The following is a 20,104-nucleotide window of genomic DNA, read 5'->3' on the forward strand; positions in this document are numbered from 1 at the left end:
CGCAAGACATTGCCTCGCAGTCAGTTCCGATTTAGAATGATAATTGAACCAAAGGCTTCCTGGACGACATCCGCGCGGAAGCCGCGGGCGGAGTGGAGATCCGGAATGAAATGGGGTGAGCTGGAGGACGAGCCGTGCTCGATGGCCCGCACCATCGGCGTGATCGGCGACCGCTGGACCCTTCTGATCCTGCGTGAATGCTTCCTGCGCACGCGCCGTTTCGAGGGGTTTCAGTCTTCGCTCGGAATCACGCGCCACCTGCTCGCCGAACGGCTGAAGAAGCTGGTCCGGCAGGGCGTGTTGCGTCGTACCCCCTATCAGGACTCGCCCAAGCGGCACGAATACATCCTCACCCAGAAGGGGCTCGATCTCTATCCGATCATGATGGCGATCGTGCACTGGGGCGACACTCATATGGTCGACGTACGCGGGCGACCTTTGCTGCATCAACACCGCAAATGCGGCAAGGACTTCAACCCGGTCATGGTTTGCTCCGGATGCGGCGAGCCGCTTTCGGCGAAGGAGGTTCATACCCACCCCGGCCCTGGTGCTCGACGCAATCCGGTTTCGGTGGCGCCGGAGAAGCCCAAAGCAAAGCTGAAGGCAAAGCTCGAGACAAAGACAAAGGCGAAGGCCCGCCGCAGGGCCGCGTGAGATGGATGCGTAGTGCGAGCGCCGTTCGACATATTCCGGGAATGATGCGACTGATCTTTCCAACAGCGGACATGAGCTCTCGTTCTCGCGGCGAAATTCGCCCGAGGTTTGCCTGGTCACTCCACCCTCAAATCCAAGAGGGCGCAGGGAAGGCCGGGTGCCAGCTGGCACCCGCGGTCCGCTGCGCGAAGATGTAGCGCAAAAGAACCGCACAGCAGCATACAGGTGGTGCCAATCACTCGGCCTTCCCTGCGCGATGGTTGGACGGCTTATGCCGTGCTCTCCCGGGAGCCGAACTTTCCTTTTGGCCTCCCTCACTTCCGCGAATTTGGATGATGCTGTCCGCCCGGTTGGGCTCGCACACACCTCCGCGACAGCTTGACCGTAGCAACGACGGCCAGGACCACACGGTTTTGCCGTACGCACGGCCCGCCATTTCGCCGCAATTTTCCCGGCCGTGTCGACGAAGCCGGAAACTTACAGGCGAGACGAAGCCTAGCAGCGCCGCTCGTCCGCACGCGGTTGCGGGCTCACAGGGACTACCCGCCCTGCCCGCACCTCTCATGCCGACGCTGCCGCGTCCATCGCAAGCCCGGCTCGCAATCAAGACGACAACGAGATCGCCCCTCAAGGATGAGCCGGGATGAGCGACACATACGCCAAAACCGAATTTCGGTAAAGTGGAATATTTTTGCGGGGAGGGGTTGACGGGTGCGACACGGTCCTTTGCCCAGCAACCCAGACTTCTATACTGTCGGGCCAAACTAGCCCCCCTTGCGGCGCCTCATCTCTTTGTCGTGGTCTTCCCGCGCGACTTTCTTAGCTAGTTCCTCAACGAGATTAAACAGGAGCTCGATCGCCAAACGACGGGCCGGATCATCCTCGTCCATGCTCCAAACACCCCGCCCTAGCCTCAAGCCGACGAGAATCTATCTGAAATATCTGATTTAGATATTCTTGGAATCTGCATTATTTGCCTACCCCGTCTCTTCGGGGTTCGCAATGTCCAAGACTATTCGATCGGCCAGACATGAAGCGCTGCGCGCGCTCATTCGCGACCGGAGAAAGCGGCCGGATTTACGCAAGCGGAACTGGCAAAGCGGCTCGGAAGGTATCACCATACGTAGCGATGATTGAAGGCGGTGAACTTCGAGTGGGAGTGGTCGAGTTCTTGGAAATTGCAAAGGCGGTCGCTGGCTAAGGTTCGCGAGTAAGCAAACAAACTCAGGAAAAAGACAGCAAATCCAACACTTGCGCCGGTTCCCTTTTTCTAAAAAGAGTGCTCCAATAGCAGCACACGGAATGGGGGAAACAATGTCCGGTAAGAAACTGACCGAGGTGCATTCGAAGATAGTGGATTTACTCCAGCCCCTCGATAGCGACGAGCGCATCCGAGTTATCAATGCTGCGCTGATGCTTATTGGCGACGTTCCCATCGCAAATGTGGGACAGGCGGCTCCGGAACATGCTGCACAGGGGGGCACTGCGAGCGCCGAGAATGGCGGCCTGCCCGCTCTACACGCACGCGCGAAAACGTGGATGTCCCAGAACGGGGTTACTAAGCAAAACCTCGACCAAGTATTCCATATCGAAGGGCAGACTGGTGAACTGATTGCATCATCCGTCCCTGGATCAAACCAAAAGGAGCAAACCTACAACGTCTATATCCTTCTGGGAGTGTTGAGTCTGCTGACAACAAGCGAGCCGAAAGTTGATGATGAGACGGCGCGCGCTACCTGCAAGCGCCTGGCCTGCTTCAATCAGGGAAACCATGCAAACTATATGTCATCGAGACCAAACACGATCAGCGGCTCAAAGGCTGGTTGGACCATCACCGCGCCCGGTTTAACGCTTGGCGCTGAGTTGATAAAGCAGATGGCCTCAAGTTGACAAATAACAGCGCATCTCTTCTCGCAGCCATTCCTAGCGGCTTACGAGATCCCTTGCTCGCAACTTATCAGGAGATAGCTCAAAATTTTTTGGAGCATCGTTGGGAGCCGTCGGAATTGAACGGTGGCAAATTCTGCGAAGTTGTATTCTCTATTATCAGCGGAACCTTGTCCGCCAGCTATCCAGCGTCACCGTCTAAACCGCGCGATATGAAAGCCGCCTGCCTCGCTTTGGAGCAACAGACTCCGAATGCTGCGCGTCTTGGAGATCGTAGCCTTCGTATTCTCATCCCGCGGATGTTGATGCCGCTTTATGAAATTAGAAACAATCGGGGTGTGGGACACGCCGGCGGCGAGGTCAGTCCCAATCAAATGGATGCGATCACTGTCTACGGCATGGCTAGTTGGATTTTAGCCGAGCTAATCAGAATTTTTCATTCTGTTTCGATAGGTGAGGCGCAAGCTACCGTGGATGCACTGGTTGAACGAAAGCTTCCACTTGTCTGGCAATTGGACGAGATCAGTCGCGTTCTCGACACTACGCTCAAAGCAAGCGACCAAACGCTCGTCCTGCTGTATCAATCAACGTCTTGGGCATCTGTCGACAACTTGGTGAAGTCGGTAGAATATAGTGGAGCCGCGATGTTCCGCACGCGCGTTCTAGATCCCCTGCATAAATCTCGGCACATCGAACACGATAGCAAAAACGCTCGCGCGCGCATTTCACCACTCGGATCAAAATATGTAGAAGAAAAAATTCTGTCAGCTTGGCGCGCTCAAGCTTGACCCGCCACCATGACTGATATTTTATCTTTATATCAAACACTTATGCTGTTTTTGGTAGCGGGAGAGGGACTCGAACCCCCGACCCCAGGATTATGATTCCCGTGCTCTAACCAGCTGAGCTACCTTGCCACAAGGTAGCGAGGGCCAAAACGCCGATCTCATCCATCGCTCGAGACTCCAACGACGCTATCCAACCAGAACAAGAAAGCGCCGACGGCCAAGACTAAGGGGAGAGCGAGCATCAGGCGGATGAATTGGCGATTGTACGCGTGGAATTCCTTTGAGAGTTCGCTTGCCAACGGCCGCCGGAGCGTCAGCAGGCCGCGCCATTCCGGCAATTCTCCGGCTCTCAGAAATGCCAGGCGGCCTGCCATCGCTACGAGCACGACCGCGCATCCCCAATCCACGAAGATCAGGACACGCACCGCTTGGTGAAGGACGGACATGCGAAGCTCGGGGAAATGGTAGCGGGAGAGGGACTCGAACCCCCGACCCCAGGATTATGATTCCCGTGCTCTAACCAGCTGAGCTACCCCGCCACAGGGTCGCGAGGGCCGAAACAGGCCGATCTCGCGAACGCGCGGCATATAAGGAAGGGGGCGGCGGGCTGTCAAGCAAGGTGGGGCGGTTGTCGGGGGTGATTTGGGGGCGGAATCGCGCCTCTTGGGCACCAGACTCGCGGAGAGTCCCCCTCACCCGAAATCCGCGCTTTTGCGCGGATTTCGGCCTCTCCCCGCAGGCGGGGAGAGGCGAAGGAAGAACCGCCTATTTCGGCCGCACCGTCGGGTCGCCGCCGGGGCTGCCGGGGGGCGGGATGACGGGCATGGCGCCGTTCGTGCTGGGCGCCGGGGCGTGCATCTCGGGATCGACCCCGGAGGGCGGGCAGAGCACGCCGTCCGATTTTGCCAATTTGTCGCCGAGCGGTTCCCGGGATTGGCCGGTGGTGGTGCCATCGGCCGAGCGGTTCGGGCGGTCCTGCGGCGTGCAACCGGTGGCGTGCTGCGGGGATGGCGGCGCGGTTTGTTGCGGCGGCGTCGCCGGGGCGGGCGGGGCCTGCGCGATCGCGCTGCCGGAGGCGGCGATCAGGAGGCTGGCCAGAATGATTTTTGATGTCGTGCGCATGGGAGGGAAACGCGCGGGTCAGCCCGCGTGTTCCGCGCCCCCGATCACGATTTGAGGTAGCGGATCAGCGAAAAGTGCCCCATCGGCGGCATCGGGCGGCGCTCGGCCAGGGTGACGCCGCCGTGTTTCGCGGCCCAGTTGACCAGGCGCTCCCACGGAAACTCCGGGCGCCAGCCGAGACGGCGGGCCAAGGGCGCAAACGCGAGCTCGGAGAGTTTGCGCAAACCCTTTTCCGCACCGATGTGGTTGACCAGGATCAGCTCGCCGCCGGGCTTCAAGACGCGCACGAACTCGTCCAGCGTGCCTTCGGGATCGGGCACCGCGGTGATGACGTATTGCGCAACCACCGCGTCGAAGAAGTTTTCGGGGAAGGCGAGGTTTTTCGCATCCATCACCGAGAGCACTTCGACATTGGAGAGCCGCAAGCTCCGCACGCGCGATTGCGCCTTGCGCAGCATCGGCTCGGAGATGTCGACGCCGCATATCTTCGTGGTGCGCGCATAGTCGGAGAGCGAAAGCCCGGTGCCGACGCCGACGTCGAGAATGCGGCCGCCGATGCGGTCGGCCTCCGCGATGGTCGACTGCCTTCCGGCGTCGAACACCTTGCCGAACACGAGATCGTAGACCGGCGCCCAGCGGTCATAGGCCTTCTCGACCCCGGCCCGCGAGATGTCTGCTGCCATGCCCCTGCCCTATATTTTTTAGCCGCGGACCGCTTCTGCGAGCGGCCTCGTCGTGCTGCTTGCGGCCTTCGCGGCGGCGCTTTGAATGAAGCCGCCGCCGAGCACGCGGGCCTGGCCGCCAGGTGCCTCGTAGAACACGCAGGCCTGTCCCGGCGAAACGCCTTCTTCGCCGGCGACGAGCTCGACCTCGTAATGGCCGTTCGCGCCGCGCAGCCACGCCGGCTGGGGCGCGCGGGTCGAGCGCACGCGCACGAACATCTCGAGGCCATTGCCGATGGCGCGGTCGATGTCGCCATCGCCGATCCAGTTGACGTCGCGCAACACGATGCGGTGCATCTTCAACGCCTCGCGCGGGCCGACGACGACGCGGCGGTTGGCGGCCTCCAGCCGCACCACGAACAGCGGCGCGGCGGCTGCGATGCCGAGGCCGCGGCGCTGGCCGATGGTGAAATTGGCGATGCCGTTGTGACGGCCGAGCACGCGGCCGTCGAGATCGACGATGTCGCCGGGGTCCATCGCGTTCGGCCGCAGGCGGGTGATGATGTCGGTGTAGCGCCCGGTGGGCACGAAGCAGATGTCCTGGCTGTCGTGCTTGTCGGCAACCGCGAGACCGAAGCGCCGCGCCAGCTCGCGCGTCTCGGGCTTGGTCATGTCGCCGAGCGGAAAGCGCAGATAATCGAGCTGCTCCTGCGTGGTCGCGAACAGAAAGTAGCTCTGGTCGCGATCGGCGTCGGCGGCGCACACCAGCGCGCGCGAGCCGTCGTCGCGGCGGCGCGAGGCGACGTAATGGCCGGTGGCGAGCGCGGTGGCGCCCAGTTCGCGCGCGGTCTTCAAGAGGTCGCGAAACTTGACGGAACGGTTGCACTCGATGCACGGCACCGGCGTCTCGCCGAGCGCGTAGCTGTCGGCGAAATTGTCGATGACGGACTCGCGAAAGCGGTCCTCGTAGTCGAGCACGTAATGGGGAATGCCGAGCTTGGCCGCGACGTCGCGGGCGTCGTGGATGTCCTGGCCGGCGCAGCAGGCGCCCTTGCGATGGGTAGCCGCACCATGGTCGTAGAGCTGCAGCGTGATGCCGACGACGTCGTAGCCTTCCGCCTTCAACAGCGCAGCCGTCGTCGATGAATCGACGCCGCCCGACATGGCAACGACGACCCTGGTATCCTCAGGACGGCCTTCGAGATCCAGACTGTTGAGCATGGGCCTTAAAGCGTTGTGGACGGCGGCGTTGGGCGATCCGCTGGGTGCTTCCGGCGGGACAACGGCGACCCGCGGGAACTGAGAGTTCCCGAATGGCGCGGCCTGCCCGGTCGAAAGCGGCTGAGAGCTGTCTCTTTAATATAGGCGGCCTTGCGGTGAAGCAATCATGGACCCCGCAAGCTTTACGGCAATTCTTGCCGGGGAGGCAGAAATGGCGGGGCTTCGAGAGGCCTCGCGGCGGGGCGCCAAATCATCAAGCCATTGATTTTGTTCGTTAAAATTACTCAGCGCGGCGGTGGCCCGCTCTTTGCTACCTCTCATGGCGAAGATGTTTCCAAGGGGTTGCCTGTGGTCGGTCGTACGTCAGATGTCGTGGCAAGCGTGCAAGTCCCAAGCGCGCAGCAAAAGCCTGCCCGGTCGCATGCGCCGAAAGAGAGCGCCGCCAACGATTCCTTCGGCTCGTTGGTGGACAGCAACACCCAGGCGATCAACGACAGCGCGGCGTCCTCCGCGCAGGACTCCCCGCGCCGCACCGATTCATCGTCCTCCGCCTCGGACAAGAGCCCGCGCGATCGCTCAGTGACCGACAAGTCCTCGCAGAGCAAGGCCAGCGACGACGCCGACAATTCCGCGGCCGCCAAAAGCGACACCAGGAACGACGCCAAGAGCGACGCCAAGAACGACGTCAAGAACGACGTCAAGAACGACGTCAAGAACGACTCGACCGCCGATGCGGCCAAGGCTGATAGCAAGACCAAGGACAAGCCGAACGCGTCCGACGCCAAATCGGCCGACAAGTCGGCGGACAAGTCCGACGAGTCCAAAGCGGACAAGGCCGACGGCACCGATGGCCTCGCCGCCGCCATCGATACCGCCGCCGCCGCGCAGATTGACGCGACGCAGGCCGCCGTGCCCGATCCGAATGCACTCGTGGTGGCCGTGCCGGTCGATCCCAACGCGACCGCGAACCAGGCCGCCGGCCCCGCCTCCTCGCCGCTGACGATTGCCGCCGCCGGCATCGCCGCCAGCGCATCCATAACGGCGCAGATCGCCGGCACCAAGACCGACACCGCGACGCCGGGCGACAAGAGCGCCAAGACCGCAAGCGCCAAGGTTGATGCCGACACCTCGGCGACGCTGGCCGATGCCGCGACCGGCGCGACCGATTCGACCGCGACCGATGCCAAGACCAATGGCGGCCTGATCGCCGCCGTCGACCAGGGCACGCCAAAAACCACGTTCAAGGCCGCAGCCATTGCGCAAGGCGCGAGCGACGTTTCCAATATCGGCCAGGACACCGGCAAGGCGAACGCCGCACAGACTCCGGCAACGGCAGCATCCGCCACCACGGCGCATCCGCAAGCCGACAAGCCGCCGATCGACGCGAACGCGGCCGACACCAAGGCTGGGACTTCCGACCGCACCGCCGATGCCGCACCGGCGACGGCGACACCGCATGCCCATGCGGGCACGCAGGCGGCCGTCCCCACCACCGACACCAGCGCGCAGGCGGCCTCCGCCATTCAAGCGCCGCTGACCAATACGACTTCGGCCGCGACCGCTTCGACCGCGACGCTCACGGCGACCGCGGCGAATGCCAATGCCATTCCGATCAGCGGCGTGCCGATCGAAATTGCCGCCGCCGCGCGCGCGGGCAAGACCCGGTTCGACATCAGCCTCGATCCGCTCGACCTCGGCCGCATCGACGTCCGCATCAATGTCGACCGCAACGGCCAGGTCACCTCGCATCTCACCGTCGAGAAGCCGGAGACGCTGCAGATGCTGCGGCAGGACGCGCCGCAATTGCAGCGCGCGCTCGACGATGCCGGCCTCAAGACCGGCAGCAACGGGCTGTCCTTCAGCCTGCGCGACCAGAATTCATCGGGCCAGCACTCCGGCCAGAACAACGACAATGGCGGCAATGCCCGCCGGCTGATCGTCAGCGAGGAGGACGCAGTTCCCGCGGCCCCGGTCGGACGCAGCTACGGCCGCATGCTCGGATCGAGCAGCGGCGTCGACATCAGAGTGTGAGGAGTATTCGACCATGACCACCACGAATGCCGCCACCGCCCCATCCGTCGTCTCCGGCACGACGGACCTGCCGAAATCCTCGTCGAACCCAAGCCTGGGCTCGAGCACCGGCGCGACGCTGGCCGGCAACTTCCAGACCTTCCTGACGCTGCTGACGACGCAGCTGCAGAACCAGAACCCGCTCGATCCACTCGACACCAACCAGTTCACCCAGCAGCTGGTGCAGTTCGCCGGCGTCGAACAGCAGCTCAAGACCAACGACTCGCTGTCCCAGCTCGTCACGCTGCAGCAGACCACGCAGGCGACCCAGGCGCTCGGCTTCGTCGGCAAGACCGCCCTGGTCGACGGCACCACCGGGACCATGACGAATTCGTCGGCGACCTGGCATCTCAACGTGCCCAGCGACGCCACTGTGGACATCACCATCGCCAATGCCAGCGGCCAGACCGTATTCACCGGCAAATACACCGCCGGCGCGGGCACCGACGTTCCGTTCACCTGGAACGGCCAGGGCAATGACGGCACGCAATGGCCCGACGGCAAGTACACGATCTCGGCCACGGGCAAGGATGTCGCCAACAACAATGTCGGCATCGCCGCGCAGGTGCAGGGCACGGTGTCGTCCGTCGACCTGACCCAGTCGCCGCCGCTGCTGACCATCGACGGCTCCAGCTACACCCTGAGCCAGGTCAAGAGCATCATCGCGACGGCCAGCAATTAAAGGCCGGGTATTCGCCACACAAGCAGTGTCGTCCTGGCGAAAGCCAGGACCCATAACCACCGCAGTCGTTTTGGCGCGAGGACCTGACCCCGAGTCGCCGTAGCGACTACTCCCTGGGGTAATGGGTCCCGGCCTTCGCCAGGACGACAATTGGGGCCTTGCAGCGTCGCGCGCAGGCCTCGTTCGTTAGTAAAGTATTTACGAATACCCCCTCGGCCCGCCTGGACGCACCGTCCCGCCGGTCGAGACGGCTGCGTTCCAGCCATTTTCAACGAGAATTGTATTGAAGCCTTAGGCTTAGCGGATTTTTAAGCCGGCGCGCGTAGGGTTCCTGAGTGAGTTCAGTGGTTGAGAGTTTGTGAGTACGCCATGACAGAACCCCATCGCCCGAGGGTAAAATACGTCATCGGGCCGGACGGTAGTCCGTTGACGATTGCGGATCTGCCTGCACCCGGCACCAAACGCTGGGTCATCCGCCGCAAGGCCGAGGTCGTCGCCGCAGTCCGTGGCGGTCTTCTCTCCCTCGAGGAGGCCTGCAGCCGTTATACGCTGACGGTTGACGAATTCCTCTCCTGGCAGTTTTCGATCGACCAGCATGGTCTGGCGGGACTTCGCACCACCCGTATCCAACAATATCGCCAGTAGGCAATCCGGAAATCTGCGGCTTTTGACGAAAATCGGCCTCGCCTCGCGAGGCCGATTTTTTTCATGTTTCGTTTTGGCGCGACTTTTGTCGCAGCTCTTAACCTTCGTTAACCATATCGAAACCATCACCTAGGCAATAATTGCCCAGTCGGCCTTTCCTGTGAAAGCAGCCGAATCTGTCGGGGCGGTTGCTTGCAAGGTCTTGCGGACTTTCTGAAGGGTATTGGAGCCGCCCGGTTCGGGGCGATGATCGCGGTCACCGCCGCGCTCGTCGGCTTTTTCGCGTTCGTCATCATGCGCGTCACCACGCCGCAGATGACGACGCTGTTCACCGACCTCAGCGTCGAGGACTCCTCGGGCATCATCAAGGACCTGGAGCGCCAGGGCATCCAGTTCGAGCTGCGCAACGAGGGCACCATCATCATGGTGCCCAAGGACAAGGTCACACGCCTGCGGATGAAGCTCGCCGAGGGCGGCCTGCCCAAGGGCGGCGGCGTCGGCTACGAGGTGTTCGACAAATCGGATGCGCTCGGCACCACCTCTTTCGTCCAGAACATCAACCATCTCCGCGCGCTGGAAGGCGAGCTCGCCCGCACCATCCGCGCCATCGACCGCATCCAGGCTGCCCGCGTCCATCTGGTGCTGCCCGAGCGCCCGCTGTTCTCGCGCGAGGCGCCGGAGCCGTCGGCCTCGATCGTGGTTCGGGTCCGCGGCGCGCTGGAGGCCCAGCAGATCCGCGCCATCCGCCACCTCGTCGCCTCGGCCGTGAACGGGCTGAAGCCGCAGCGGGTCTCGATCGTCGACGAAACCGGACAGCTGCTCGCCGACGGCGCGCAGACCGACCCGGACCAGCAGATCGGCGACGAGCGCCGCACCGCCTTCGAGAAGCGGATGCGCAAGCAGGTCGAGGACATCGTCTCCTCCGTGGTGGGCACGGGGCGCGCCCGGGTCCAGCTCTCCGCCGATTTCGACTTCAACAAGATCACCCAGACCTCGGACAAGTACGACCCCGAAGGCCGCGTGCTGCGCTCGAGCCAGACCCGCGAAGAGCAGAGCATGACCGCCGACAACAACGGCCAGGTCACCGTCAATAACGAGTTGCCGGGCAACCAGCAGAACGGCGGCGTCGCGGCCAAGGACCAGAGCAAGAAGAGCGAAGAGACCAACAATTACGAGATCTCCCGCACCACCAAGACCGAGGTGACCGAGGCCGGCAGGGTCAACCGGATCTCGGTCGCGGTGCTGGTCGATGGCATCTACTCCAAGAACGAAAAGGGCGATCTGGCCTACCAGGACCGCACCAAGGAGCAGCTCGATCGCATCGCCACGCTGGTGCGCTCGGCGATCGGCTTCGACCAGAAGCGCGGCGACCAGGTCGAGGTCGTCAATCTGCGCTTTGCCGACGCCCCCTCCACCACCCCGATCGCGGAGCCGAGCGGCTTGCTCGGCATGCTCCAGTTCACCAAGGACGACGTCATGTACTTCGTCGAGCTCGGCGTGATGATGCTGCTCGGCCTAGTCGTGCTGTTCCTGGTGGTCCGGCCGCTGGTCAAACGCATCCTGGCATCCGACGAAGTCGCAGCCGCCATCTCCGGCGCCCTCACCGGCCCCGCGAGCGACGAGGCCGCCCCCGCCAGCCAGCCGCTCCTGCCGAGCGGCGCTGCGAGCGCGATCGACGTCGCCACCGTCCAGGGCCAGGTCCATGCCCAATCCGTCCATCGCGTCGGCGAACTCGCCGAGCGCAATCCCAACGAGACCGTCGCCATCATCCGCCAATGGCTGACCGAACCCGCGAAATAATTCGAGAAGTGATCTGACATGGCCGCTGCCCTGCAAAACGCCAACTCCAACGACATCACCAGCGTGATCTCCACGCTCGGTCAGCGTGCCGTCGGCCGCGCGGGCGCCAAGACCGAAGCAGTACCGGGGCCGAAGCGCGCCGCGATCCTGATGCTGGCGCTCGGCGAGCAGTATGGCGGCAAGATCTGGGGCTTGCTCGACGACGACGAGGTGCGCCAGCTCTCCCTGGAGATGTCGACGCTCGGCACCGTCGAGGTCGACACGGTGGAGGACATGCTGCTCGAATTCGTCTCGCGGATGTCGGCCTCCGGCGCGCTGATGGGCAATTTCGACGCCACCGAGCGGCTGCTCCAGCAATACCTTGCCCCCGAGCGCGTCAACGGCATCATGGATGAAATCCGCGGCCCCGCCGGCCGCAACATGTGGGAGAAGCTCTCCAACGTGCAGGAAGAGGTGCTCGCCAACTATCTCAAGAACGAATATCCGCAGACCATCGCGGTGGTGCTGTCGAAGCTGAAGCCGGAACACGCCGCCCGCGTGCTCGGCATCTTCCCCGAGGATCTGGCGCTCGACGTCGTCAACCGCATGCTGAAGATGGAGGCGGTGCAGAAGGAGGTGATCGAGAGCGTGGAGAAGACGCTGCGGACCGAATTCATGTCCAATTTGTCACAGACCCGCCGACGCGACGCCCACGAGGTGATGGCGGAGATCTTCAACAATTTCGACCGCCAGACCGAAACCCGCTTCATCACCTCGCTGGAAGAGGACAACCGCGAATCGGCCGAGCGCATCAAGGCGCTGATGTTCACCTTCGACGACCTCGTGAAGCTGGATTCCGGCTCCGCCCAGACCCTGATGCGCAACGTCGACAAGGACAAGCTCGGCGTCGCACTCAAGAGCGCCAACGAGGACGTCCGCAACTTCTTCTTCGGCAACATGTCCTCGCGTGCGGCCAAAATGCTCCAGGACGACATGGCGGCGATGGGTCCGGTCCGCCTGCGCGACGTCGACGAGGCCCAGGCGCTGCTGGTCAACCTCGCCAAGGATCTCGCCGCCAAGGGTGAGATCATGCTGACCAAGAACCGCGCCGACGACGAGCTGGTGTACTGATGGCCGCTCCGGCAAAATTCCTGTTCGACAACGACTTCGCCGCGCCCGACAGGACGCGCGAGAAGGCCGCAACCGCGGCCGAGATCGCCCAGAAGGTCGCGGAAGCCGAGGCACGCGCCTATCAGGAAGGCTTCGCCGCCGGGCAGCGCGAGGCCAAGGCCGAGAGCGACCGCCGTGTCGCGCTTGCCATGGAAGAGATCAACATCGCCATCCGGGGCATCGCTTCGGGCATCGGCAACATCGAATCCAAGATGGAGACCGAGGCGGTCGACGTCGCGGTCGCGGTGGCGCGCAAGCTGTGCGCCGATCTGGTCGCCGCCGAGCCGCTCGGCGAGATCGTCGCGCTGGTCAAGGACTGCTTCTCGCATCTGGTCGCGACGCCGCATCTCGTCGTCCGCATCAACGACGCGCTCTATGACGCCGCGCGCGAGAACATCGAGCGGCTGGCCAAACAGAGCGGCTTCGAAGGCCGGCTGGTGATTCTGGCCGAGCCCGAGATTGCCACCGGCGACTGCCGGATCGAATGGGCCGATGGCGGCGTCGTGCTGGAGCGCGCCGCCATCGCGGCCAAGATCGACGAAATGGTGGGGCGCTACGTTGCGTCCCGCAGGGGGAGTTAAACCATGAGCGACACTGACGGACAGGTCCCGCTGCCCGATCTCAACGGCCCGATGCCGCCCGCCGGCACCGACGTCGGCTACAACGAGGACGAATACGCGACGCGCGCCGCCGCCGACCTCGAGGCCGTGTTCGACGTACCGGTGCAGGTCTCGGCGGTGCTCGGCCGCTCGAAAATGGACGTCAGCGAGCTGTTGAAGCTCGGACCCGGGACCGTGCTCGAGCTCGACCGGCGCGTCGGCGAGGCCATCGACATCTACGTCAACAACAAGCTGGTAGCCCGCGGCGAAGTCGTCCTGGTGGAGGACAAGCTCGGCGTGACCATGACTGAAATCATCAAGACTGAACGCGCCTAAAGCGACGACGCGCGGCAGCGCGACCAGACGGACAGGAGACTGACATGCGGCTTCTCATCGTTGGCACATTGAAGGGCCAGCTCACCACCGCCACCAAGATCGCGATGGCGAACGGGGCTACCGTGACGCACGCCGAGGATAACGAACAGGCGATGCGCGTGCTGCGCGGCGGCAAGGGCGCCGACCTGCTGCTGGTCGACGTCGCCCTCGACATCCGCGATCTCGTGATGCGGCTCGAGGCCGAGCACATCCACGCCCCGATCGTCGCCTGCGGCATCACCAACGACGCCCGCGCCGCGGTCGCCGCGATCCATGCCGGCGCCAAGGAATACATCCCGCTGCCGCCGGACCCGGAACTGATCGCAGCGGTGCTGGCTGCCGTCGCCAACGATTCCCGCGAGCTGGTCTATCGCGACGAGGCGATGGCCAAGGTGATCAAGCTCGCGCAACAGATCGCGGGCTCGGACGCTTCGGTGATGATCACCGGCGAATCCGGTACCGGCAAGGAAGTGCTGGCCCGCTACGTCCACACCCGCTCGGCCCGCGCCAAGCGCCCGTTCATCTCGATCAACTGCGCCGCGATCCCCGAGCATCTGCTGGAGTCCGAGCTGTTCGGCCACGAGAAGGGCGCCTTCACCGGCGCGATCGCCCGTCGCATCGGCAAGTTCGAGGAGGCAACCGGCGGCACGCTGCTGCTCGACGAAATCTCGGAGATGGACGTCCGCCTGCAATCGAAATTGCTCCGCGCCATCCAGGAGCGCGTGATCGACCGTGTCGGCGGCACCAAGCCCGTGCCGGTGGACATCCGCATCATCGCGACCTCGAACCGCAACCTGGTGGACGCGGTCCGCGAAGGCACGTTCCGCGAGGACCTCTTGTTCCGGCTCAACGTCGTGAATCTGAAGATCCCGCCCCTGCGCGACCGTCCCGCCGACATTCTCGAGCTCGCCCAGCACTTCGTAAAGAAATACGCCGAAGCCAACGGCGTGCCGATGCGCCCGATCTCGGCGGAAGCGCGCCGCGTGCTTTCCACCAACCGCTGGCAGGGCAACGTCCGCGAACTCGAAAACACCATGCACCGGTCGGTCCTGATGGCGCAGGGCGACGAGATCGGCGCCGATGCGATCCTCACGCCCGACGGCGACCGCCTCGACCTCGCCAAAACCGTGCCGGCCGTGGCGCATGCCACCATGGCCGCCGAGCAGGTGACGCGGGCCCTGGTCGGCCGCACCGTCGCGGACGTCGAGCGCGACCTGATCCTGGAGACGCTGAAGCACTGCCTCGGCAACCGGACCCATGCCGCCAACATCCTGGGCATCTCGATCCGCACCCTGCGCAACAAGCTCAACGAATATTCCGACGGCGGCATTCCGATCACGCCAGCCGGCACCCCGGGTGAATATCCGCGCATGCCGATGGTGGGAGCGTAGGCGGTCCTGCCGAACATTGACACTGCGAATGCCCGGGCTGATCCCGGGCATTTTGTTTGATGCAAGCTGCTAACCTCGTCATTGCGAGCGCCCTCGCATAACGGGACCGCGTTCTCCGAGTAGGTCACACCGGCGCCAGGCCCTATAACCCCGCGTGAGAACCACGCGAGGATAAACATGTCTGAAGCTCAAATCACGGACTGGCTGGCGACGCAGCGGCAGGCGATGATCGATCTGCTGCGCGATGTCGTGAACATCGATTCCGGATCCTATGACAAGGAAGGCGTCGATGCGGTCGGGGCGCGGTTCGAGCGGCATTTCGGCGAGCACGGCATTCCGTTCCGACGCGAAAGCCATGCCACATTCGGCGATGCCATCCATGCCGAAGTCGCAAAGCCTGGCAGCAACGAGAAGCCGGTGCTGTTGATGGGACATCGCGACACCGTGTTCGGCAAGGGCGAGGCCGGACGGCGTCCGTTCACGATCCAGGGCACGCGCGCCTATGGTCCTGGTGTTGCCGACATGAAGTCCGGCGTCGTCATGAACATCTTCGTGGCAACCGCCTTCCACAAATTCGGCGGCAACCCGCACCCCATCAAGCTGCTGATCACCTCGGACGAGGAGATCGGCTCGCCCTCCTCACGGACCGTGATCGAACGCGAGGGACGTGCCGCGCGCGCCGTGTTCAACTCCGAGCCGGGCCGGCCCACGGGCAACGTCGTCACCGGCCGCAAGGGCGGCATCTTCATGCATTTCGCCATTACCGGCAAAGCCGCGCATTCCGGCGCCAATTTCGCCGCCGGCGTCAGCGCAATCGGCGAGCTCGCGCACAAGATCGTCCAGATCCACGCGCTGACCGATCTCGACAAGGGTATCACGCTCAATGTCGGCCTGGTCTCGGGCGGGCAGTCCGTCAACACCACCGCGCCTTACGCGGAAGGACAGATCGACCTGCGCTATGTCGATCCCGCCGATCGCGCGAGGGTGATGGCCGCGATCGAGACCATCATCGCGACGTCCTACGTTCCCGGCACCAGCGCGACGCTGACCGTCAAGGGCGAGTTCGTGCCGGTGGTGCAGAGCGCCGATTCAAAGGCGCTGTTCGAGAATTATCAGGCCGCCGCAAAGCAGGCCGGCCTCACCACGCTTCAAGGCGAGTTCTCCGGCGGCTGCGCCGATTCCGGCTTCACCGCCGCGGTCGGAACGCCGACCATCTGCGGGCTCGGCCCGGTCGGCGGGCTCGCGCACACGCCGGAGGAATATCTCGAGCTCGACAGCATCGTCCCGCGCGCGCAAGCGCTGGCGGTGGCGATCTTGCGAGGATGAAAACAGGTGCCGCGCCCGTCCGCGAAAACCTCACGAATAGCTCGGCGCATCCGGCCTGCGGAAGATCTGGATGGGGTCGCCAGGCACGATCGGATGGCCGCTGAACGTCGCATAGGCGTAGAGCGCGAGATAGGCGATCGCGAGCGCGCCGACCGCATAGAAGGCCCAGGTCGCGACGCGTTTCATGATTGCGCTCCATTGCTGTCCCGGCGGGAGGCTCAGGCAGCGCTTCTAGAGCGAGGAGGGGGAAAAGGCCAGCCTGCACGGCCTGTGGCTGGCGGCGATCAAATGCCGCGCCGGACCTTGGTGGGAACGCTGACGTCCGCAAGCCGGAGTGCGTCTTCGTCCTGATCCACCGCCACGTACTGGCCGTGCCAATAGGCCAGCGCAGCGTTGCGGGTCGAATTCCTGACGTCTCGCACCCGCCCGATGACGATGCCGTGCGAATGGCGCTCGAATATCTCCTCGACCTCGCAATCGACGGCCGACAATGCGCCCACCAGCAGCGGAACACCCGAGACGGCGGTCACCCATCTGGCGCCCGCGAAACGATCGGCACCCTTGAGCCCGCCCTTGCCGGCAAAGCGCTCGGCGATGTCGAGCTGATCGGCCGCGAGGATGTTCACACCGAAGGCGCCGTGGCGCCGGATCAGCGGGAAGGAGGAGGCGTCGCGGTTGATGCTGACGATCAGCGTCGGCGGATCGACCGAGAACGAGCTGACCGAGGTGACGGTCATGCCGGTGATGTCCTTGCCCCGTCCGGCGGTGATGACGCTGACGCCGCCGGTGAGATGGCGCATGGCGCCGCGGAAATCGGCGGAGGAGACGACATTTTCGGTCATGAGATCGCGGGGCACTACATTCATGGCATCGTCCCCAAGCGGGGGTCCCTCTCTATCTAGGTACGATCGTCCGCCGACAAAAGGTGGCTCAGGATCGAGCCTTCGAGACCCGCGAGCTCGGCCGAGCCGCGTTCGCGGGGCCGGGCCGTGTTAACCACAACGTCGTGGGCGATGCGCCCTTCCTCGATCACCAGCACCCGGTCGGCCAGCGCGACCGCCTCGGCGACATCGTGGGTCACCAGGATCGCGGTAAAGCCCTGGTCGCGCCAGACGCGCTCCAGCAACCGCTGCATCGAGATGCGGGTCAACGCGTCCAGCGCGCCAAGCGGCTCGTCGAAGGCGAGCACACGGGGACGCGAAACCAGCGCGCGGGCAAGAGCTACGCGCTGCTTCTGGCCGCCCGACAGCACCGAGGGCCACTGGTCGCGCTTGTCGGTTAGTCCAACCTCGGTCAACGCCTTATCGGCGCGTGTATGCGCATCACTGGATGAACGATCGCGGCCGAGACCGACCTCGACATTGGAGAGAACGCGGGCCCAAGGCAACAGCCGAGGCTCCTGGAACATCACGCGGATATCCTCGGGCTTCACGGCGTCGCCGAGCGAGATGCTGCCGGCGTCGATCTTTTCCAGGCCGGCAATGAGGCGCAGCAGCGTGCTCTTGCCGCAGCCGCTTTTTCCCACGATGGCGACGAACTGGCCGGCGGGGATGTGCAGGTCGATGCCGCGCAGCACCTCGTTGTCCCCGTAGGATTTGCGCAGGCCACGGATGCTGAGCGGCAGGCCGCTCGTTGGCACCGGGCGCTCCTCGCGCACCACGCGGGCGTGAGGCGCGAAATGGGCACGGCTGGCGAGTTCGGTGTCTGGAACGGAGGTACGAAGGGCTGTCTGCATGTGATTCCCGGTATGTCTGCTCAGCGTTTCCAATAAGCGGGGTGCCAGGAGAGCGTCAGGCGCTCCAGCACGCGGGAGGCGCTGTCGGCGAGCTTGCCGAGCAGCGCGTAGATCAGGATCGAGAGCACCACGACGTCGATCAGCATGAACTCGCGCGCCTGCATCGCCATGTAACCGAGGCCCGAAGACGCCGCGATGGTCTCGGCGACAATCAAGGTCAGCCACATGATGCCGAGCGCGAAGCGGATGCCGACGAAGATCGAGGGCAGCGCGCCCGGGAAGATCACCCGGCGGAACAGCTCGCCATCGGTCATGCCGTAGATGCGGCCCATCTCGATCAGCTGGGGATCGACGGTGCGGATGCCGTGCAGCGTGTTGAGGTAGATCGGGAAGAACACGCCGAGCGCGACCAAAAACAGCTTCGCGCTTTCGTCGATGCCGAACCACAGGATCACCAGTGGGATCAGCGCCAGATGCGGCACGTTGCGCACCATCTGCAGCGTGGTGTCGGTGAGCTTTGACGACAGCTGCGACAGGCCGTTGGCAAGACCGAACGCGAAGCCGATGCTGCCGCCGATCAGGAAGCCGATCGAGGCGCGCCAGAACGAGACCCAGATGTTGCGAACGAGCTCGCCAGAGAGCAGCAGCTTCCAGCCCGCAAGCAACACGTCGCTCGGCGCCGGCAGCACCCGCGTCGGCACGAAGCCGGTGACGCTGGCGACCTGCCAGATCGCAATGATGGCGAGCGGCACGATCCACTGGATCAGGCCGTCCACGCGCGGCAGGCGCAAGCCGCGGGGAAGCGAAACGCTGTCGATCAGGCTCATGATTGCGACACCTGCTGCTGCGGACGATAATCGCTGCCGACCGTTTCACCAAAAGGGCCACCGTTGAAGTGCAGCCTGGTCACGTTGCTGGGCTGCTCCAGCGAGAGCAGCGGAAACACCAGCTCGGCAAAACGATAGGCTTCCTCCAGATGCGGGTAGCCCGACATGATGAAGGTATCGATGCCGATGTCCTGATACTCCTTGATGCGGGCCGCGACCGTCTGGGCGTCGCCGACCAGCGCCGTGCCGGCGCCGCCACGCACGAGGCCGACGCCGGCCCACAGGTTCGGGGCGATCTCGAGCTTGTCGCGCTTGCCGCCATAGAGCTGCGCCATGCGCTGCTGGCCGACCGAATCCATCCGCGCGAAGTTCTTCTGCGCGGTCGCGATGGTCTCGTCGCTGACATGCTTGATCAGCTCATTCGCCGCACGCCAGGCCGCGTCATTGGTCTCGCGGACAATCACGTGGAGCCGGATGCCGAAGGATAGTTTTCGACCGCGAGCCGCGGCGACCTCCCTCACCTTCGCGATCTTCTCCGCGACCAAGGCCGGCGGTTCGCCCCAGGTGAGGTATTTGTCGACGGTGTCGACGGCGACGTCGATGCCGGCATCCGACGAGCCGCCGAAATAGAGCGGCGGACGCGGCGACTGCACCGGAGGAAACAGCAGCTTGCCGCCTTCGACATGGATGTGCTTGCCCTCGACGTTGACGGTCTTGCCGGCGAGCAGCTCGCTATAGACGCCGAGGAACTCGCGGGTGACCTCGTAGCGCTCGTCATGGGCGAGGAAGATGCCGTCGCCCTTGTTCTCGACGGGATCGCCGCCGGTGACGACGTTGACCAGGAGCCGGCCGTTGGTGACGCGGTCGAGCGTCGCGGTCATGCGCGCGGCCACGCTCGGCGATTGCAGGCCGGGCCTGACCGCCACGAGATAGCGCAGCCGCTCGGTGAACGGCGCGACCGAGGAGGCGACGATCCAGGAATCCTCGCAAGACCGCCCGGTCGGCAGCAGCACACCGAAATAGCCGAGCTGGTCGGCGGCCTGCGCGATCTGGCGCAGATAGTTGAAATTGACCTCGCGGCCGCCGATGCCGGTGCCGAGATAGCGGCCGTCGCCGTGGGTCGGCAGGAACCAGAGGATGTTGGCGTTCGCTTGCTTGCTCATTTGCTTGC

At 64.1% G+C, this 20,104-nt stretch carries 21 protein-coding genes and 2 tRNA genes; 12 read left to right on the forward strand and 11 right to left on the reverse strand.

What is annotated here, in order from left to right:
* The first annotated feature begins 105 nt into the window (after positions 1 to 105).
* The 3 genes from BRA1417_RS0135640 to BRA1417_RS42075 all read left to right on the forward strand — a co-directional run bounded on the left by BRA1417_RS0135640 (position 106) and on the right by BRA1417_RS42075 (position 3,329).
* Entirely contained in the window at positions 106 to 654 is a 549-nt protein-coding gene (locus BRA1417_RS0135640) for a helix-turn-helix domain-containing protein (RefSeq protein WP_027519903.1), read from the forward strand.
* 1,314 nt (positions 655 to 1,968) lie between these two features.
* A complete protein-coding gene (locus BRA1417_RS0135650) occupies positions 1,969 to 2,544 on the forward strand; it encodes a hypothetical protein (protein ID WP_156949062.1) in 576 nt (191 codons plus the stop codon).
* A 53-nt stretch (positions 2,545 to 2,597) separates the two neighbouring features.
* Complete coding sequence (locus BRA1417_RS42075; protein ID WP_156949063.1) at positions 2,598 to 3,329, forward strand: hypothetical protein; 732 nt, start codon at positions 2,598 to 2,600, stop codon at positions 3,327 to 3,329.
* A 52-nt stretch (positions 3,330 to 3,381) separates the two neighbouring features.
* Here BRA1417_RS42075 and BRA1417_RS0135660 read toward each other — a convergent pair.
* The 6 genes from BRA1417_RS0135660 to mnmA form a co-directional block, all read right to left on the reverse strand.
* Positions 3,382 to 3,458, reverse strand: a tRNA-Met gene (locus tag BRA1417_RS0135660).
* Between the two features lie 29 nt (positions 3,459 to 3,487).
* The gene (locus BRA1417_RS42080; RefSeq protein WP_027519906.1) at positions 3,488 to 3,775 is read right to left on the reverse strand and encodes a hypothetical protein; all 288 of its coding nucleotides are present in this window, start codon (positions 3,773 to 3,775) and stop codon (positions 3,488 to 3,490) included.
* A gap of 16 nt (positions 3,776 to 3,791) precedes the next feature.
* A tRNA-Met gene (locus tag BRA1417_RS0135670) sits at positions 3,792 to 3,868 on the reverse strand.
* 226 nt (positions 3,869 to 4,094) lie between these two features.
* Positions 4,095 to 4,451, reverse strand: coding sequence for a hypothetical protein (locus BRA1417_RS0135675; protein ID WP_027519907.1), 357 nt, complete (start codon positions 4,449 to 4,451; stop codon positions 4,095 to 4,097).
* 44 nt (positions 4,452 to 4,495) lie between these two features.
* The gene (locus tag BRA1417_RS0135680) at positions 4,496 to 5,134 is read right to left on the reverse strand and encodes a class I SAM-dependent methyltransferase (protein ID WP_027519908.1); all 639 of its coding nucleotides are present in this window, start codon (positions 5,132 to 5,134) and stop codon (positions 4,496 to 4,498) included.
* 18 nt (positions 5,135 to 5,152) lie between these two features.
* A complete protein-coding gene (mnmA, locus tag BRA1417_RS0135685; protein WP_027519909.1) occupies positions 5,153 to 6,334 on the reverse strand; it encodes a tRNA 2-thiouridine(34) synthase MnmA in 1,182 nt (393 codons plus the stop codon).
* A gap of 348 nt (positions 6,335 to 6,682) precedes the next feature.
* Between mnmA and BRA1417_RS0135690 the strand changes: the two genes are divergently transcribed.
* From BRA1417_RS0135690 to BRA1417_RS0135730, 9 genes are all read left to right on the forward strand, one after another.
* Positions 6,683 to 8,365, forward strand: a complete 1,683-nt coding sequence (locus BRA1417_RS0135690) for a flagellar hook-length control protein FliK (protein WP_027519910.1) — start codon at positions 6,683 to 6,685, stop codon at positions 8,363 to 8,365.
* A gap of 13 nt (positions 8,366 to 8,378) precedes the next feature.
* Complete coding sequence (locus tag BRA1417_RS0135695; protein ID WP_027519911.1) at positions 8,379 to 9,086, forward strand: flagellar hook assembly protein FlgD; 708 nt, start codon at positions 8,379 to 8,381, stop codon at positions 9,084 to 9,086.
* A gap of 369 nt (positions 9,087 to 9,455) precedes the next feature.
* Entirely contained in the window at positions 9,456 to 9,731 is a 276-nt protein-coding gene (locus BRA1417_RS0135700; protein WP_002714638.1) for a DUF1153 domain-containing protein, read from the forward strand.
* Positions 9,732 to 9,923: 192 nt separating this feature from the next.
* Positions 9,924 to 11,531 carry a flagellar basal-body MS-ring/collar protein FliF gene (fliF, locus tag BRA1417_RS0135705; RefSeq protein ID WP_027519912.1) on the forward strand — a complete coding sequence of 536 codons (1,608 nt, stop codon included), beginning with the start codon at positions 9,924 to 9,926 and terminating at the stop codon, positions 11,529 to 11,531.
* An 18-nt stretch (positions 11,532 to 11,549) separates the two neighbouring features.
* The gene (gene fliG / locus BRA1417_RS0135710; protein WP_007614076.1) at positions 11,550 to 12,641 is read left to right on the forward strand and encodes a flagellar motor switch protein FliG; all 1,092 of its coding nucleotides are present in this window, start codon (positions 11,550 to 11,552) and stop codon (positions 12,639 to 12,641) included.
* The gene (locus BRA1417_RS0135715) at positions 12,641 to 13,261 is read left to right on the forward strand and encodes a FliH/SctL family protein (protein ID WP_027519913.1); all 621 of its coding nucleotides are present in this window, start codon (positions 12,641 to 12,643) and stop codon (positions 13,259 to 13,261) included. Before fliG ends, BRA1417_RS0135715 begins: the two co-directional genes overlap by 1 nt.
* A gap of 3 nt (positions 13,262 to 13,264) precedes the next feature.
* Positions 13,265 to 13,615: a flagellar motor switch protein FliN gene (gene fliN / locus BRA1417_RS0135720; RefSeq protein ID WP_007614079.1), complete on the forward strand. Its 351-nt coding sequence runs from the start codon at positions 13,265 to 13,267 to the stop codon at positions 13,613 to 13,615.
* 44 nt (positions 13,616 to 13,659) lie between these two features.
* The gene (locus tag BRA1417_RS0135725) at positions 13,660 to 15,045 is read left to right on the forward strand and encodes a sigma-54-dependent Fis family transcriptional regulator (protein WP_027519914.1); all 1,386 of its coding nucleotides are present in this window, start codon (positions 13,660 to 13,662) and stop codon (positions 15,043 to 15,045) included.
* A 177-nt stretch (positions 15,046 to 15,222) separates the two neighbouring features.
* Positions 15,223 to 16,371 carry a M20 family metallopeptidase gene (locus BRA1417_RS0135730; RefSeq protein ID WP_027519915.1) on the forward strand — a complete coding sequence of 383 codons (1,149 nt, stop codon included), beginning with the start codon at positions 15,223 to 15,225 and terminating at the stop codon, positions 16,369 to 16,371.
* A gap of 30 nt (positions 16,372 to 16,401) precedes the next feature.
* On the opposite strand, the gene BRA1417_RS45140 is transcribed toward BRA1417_RS0135730, so the two are convergent.
* From BRA1417_RS45140 to ssuD, 5 genes are all read right to left on the reverse strand, one after another.
* Positions 16,402 to 16,557 (reverse strand): hypothetical protein, encoded by a 156-nt coding sequence (locus BRA1417_RS45140; RefSeq protein WP_027519916.1) that lies wholly within the window; start codon positions 16,555 to 16,557, stop codon positions 16,402 to 16,404.
* 98 nt (positions 16,558 to 16,655) lie between these two features.
* Positions 16,656 to 17,237, reverse strand: a complete 582-nt coding sequence (locus BRA1417_RS0135740) for a flavin reductase family protein (RefSeq protein ID WP_027519917.1) — start codon at positions 17,235 to 17,237, stop codon at positions 16,656 to 16,658.
* Between the two features lie 32 nt (positions 17,238 to 17,269).
* Positions 17,270 to 18,106, reverse strand: a complete 837-nt coding sequence (locus BRA1417_RS0135745) for an ATP-binding cassette domain-containing protein (RefSeq protein ID WP_027519918.1) — start codon at positions 18,104 to 18,106, stop codon at positions 17,270 to 17,272.
* Positions 18,107 to 18,126: 20 nt separating this feature from the next.
* Complete coding sequence (gene ssuC / locus BRA1417_RS0135750) at positions 18,127 to 18,933, reverse strand: aliphatic sulfonate ABC transporter permease SsuC (protein WP_027519919.1); 807 nt, start codon at positions 18,931 to 18,933, stop codon at positions 18,127 to 18,129.
* Entirely contained in the window at positions 18,930 to 20,096 is a 1,167-nt protein-coding gene (gene ssuD, locus BRA1417_RS0135755) for an FMNH2-dependent alkanesulfonate monooxygenase (protein WP_245286316.1), read from the reverse strand. The genes ssuC and ssuD overlap by 4 nt, the downstream gene beginning before the upstream one ends.
* Positions 20,097 to 20,104: the final 8 nt, after the last annotated feature.

It is taken from the genome of Bradyrhizobium sp. WSM1417 (assembly GCF_000515415.1).
In the GTDB taxonomy this organism is placed as follows: domain Bacteria; phylum Pseudomonadota; class Alphaproteobacteria; order Rhizobiales; family Xanthobacteraceae; genus Bradyrhizobium.

What these genes read in the sequence shown, in the direction of transcription:
- BRA1417_RS0135740 (WP_027519917.1), bottom strand. Translation starts at nt 17,237, where the DNA reads ATGAATGTAGTGCCCCGCGATCTCATGACCGAAAATGTCGTCTCCTCC.
- BRA1417_RS0135680 (WP_027519908.1), bottom strand. Translation starts at nt 5,134, where the DNA reads ATGGCAGCAGACATCTCGCGGGCCGGGGTCGAGAAGGCCTATGACCGC.
- BRA1417_RS0135700 (WP_002714638.1), top strand. Translation starts at nt 9,456, where the DNA reads ATGACAGAACCCCATCGCCCGAGGGTAAAATACGTCATCGGGCCGGAC.
- BRA1417_RS45140 (WP_027519916.1), bottom strand. Translation starts at nt 16,557, where the DNA reads ATGAAACGCGTCGCGACCTGGGCCTTCTATGCGGTCGGCGCGCTCGCG.
- BRA1417_RS0135730 (WP_027519915.1), top strand. Translation starts at nt 15,223, where the DNA reads ATGTCTGAAGCTCAAATCACGGACTGGCTGGCGACGCAGCGGCAGGCG.
- BRA1417_RS0135725 (WP_027519914.1), top strand. Translation starts at nt 13,660, where the DNA reads ATGCGGCTTCTCATCGTTGGCACATTGAAGGGCCAGCTCACCACCGCC.
- ssuD (WP_245286316.1), bottom strand. Translation starts at nt 20,096, where the DNA reads ATGAGCAAGCAAGCGAACGCCAACATCCTCTGGTTCCTGCCGACCCAC.
- fliN (WP_007614079.1), top strand. Translation starts at nt 13,265, where the DNA reads ATGAGCGACACTGACGGACAGGTCCCGCTGCCCGATCTCAACGGCCCG.
- BRA1417_RS42080 (WP_027519906.1), bottom strand. Translation starts at nt 3,775, where the DNA reads ATGTCCGTCCTTCACCAAGCGGTGCGTGTCCTGATCTTCGTGGATTGG.
- BRA1417_RS0135715 (WP_027519913.1), top strand. Translation starts at nt 12,641, where the DNA reads ATGGCCGCTCCGGCAAAATTCCTGTTCGACAACGACTTCGCCGCGCCC.
- ssuC (WP_027519919.1), bottom strand. Translation starts at nt 18,933, where the DNA reads ATGAGCCTGATCGACAGCGTTTCGCTTCCCCGCGGCTTGCGCCTGCCG.
- BRA1417_RS0135640 (WP_027519903.1), top strand. Translation starts at nt 106, where the DNA reads ATGAAATGGGGTGAGCTGGAGGACGAGCCGTGCTCGATGGCCCGCACC.
- fliG (WP_007614076.1), top strand. Translation starts at nt 11,550, where the DNA reads ATGGCCGCTGCCCTGCAAAACGCCAACTCCAACGACATCACCAGCGTG.
- BRA1417_RS0135745 (WP_027519918.1), bottom strand. Translation starts at nt 18,106, where the DNA reads ATGCAGACAGCCCTTCGTACCTCCGTTCCAGACACCGAACTCGCCAGC.
- BRA1417_RS0135695 (WP_027519911.1), top strand. Translation starts at nt 8,379, where the DNA reads ATGACCACCACGAATGCCGCCACCGCCCCATCCGTCGTCTCCGGCACG.
- BRA1417_RS0135650 (WP_156949062.1), top strand. Translation starts at nt 1,969, where the DNA reads ATGTCCGGTAAGAAACTGACCGAGGTGCATTCGAAGATAGTGGATTTA.
- mnmA (WP_027519909.1), bottom strand. Translation starts at nt 6,334, where the DNA reads ATGCTCAACAGTCTGGATCTCGAAGGCCGTCCTGAGGATACCAGGGTC.
- BRA1417_RS0135675 (WP_027519907.1), bottom strand. Translation starts at nt 4,451, where the DNA reads ATGCGCACGACATCAAAAATCATTCTGGCCAGCCTCCTGATCGCCGCC.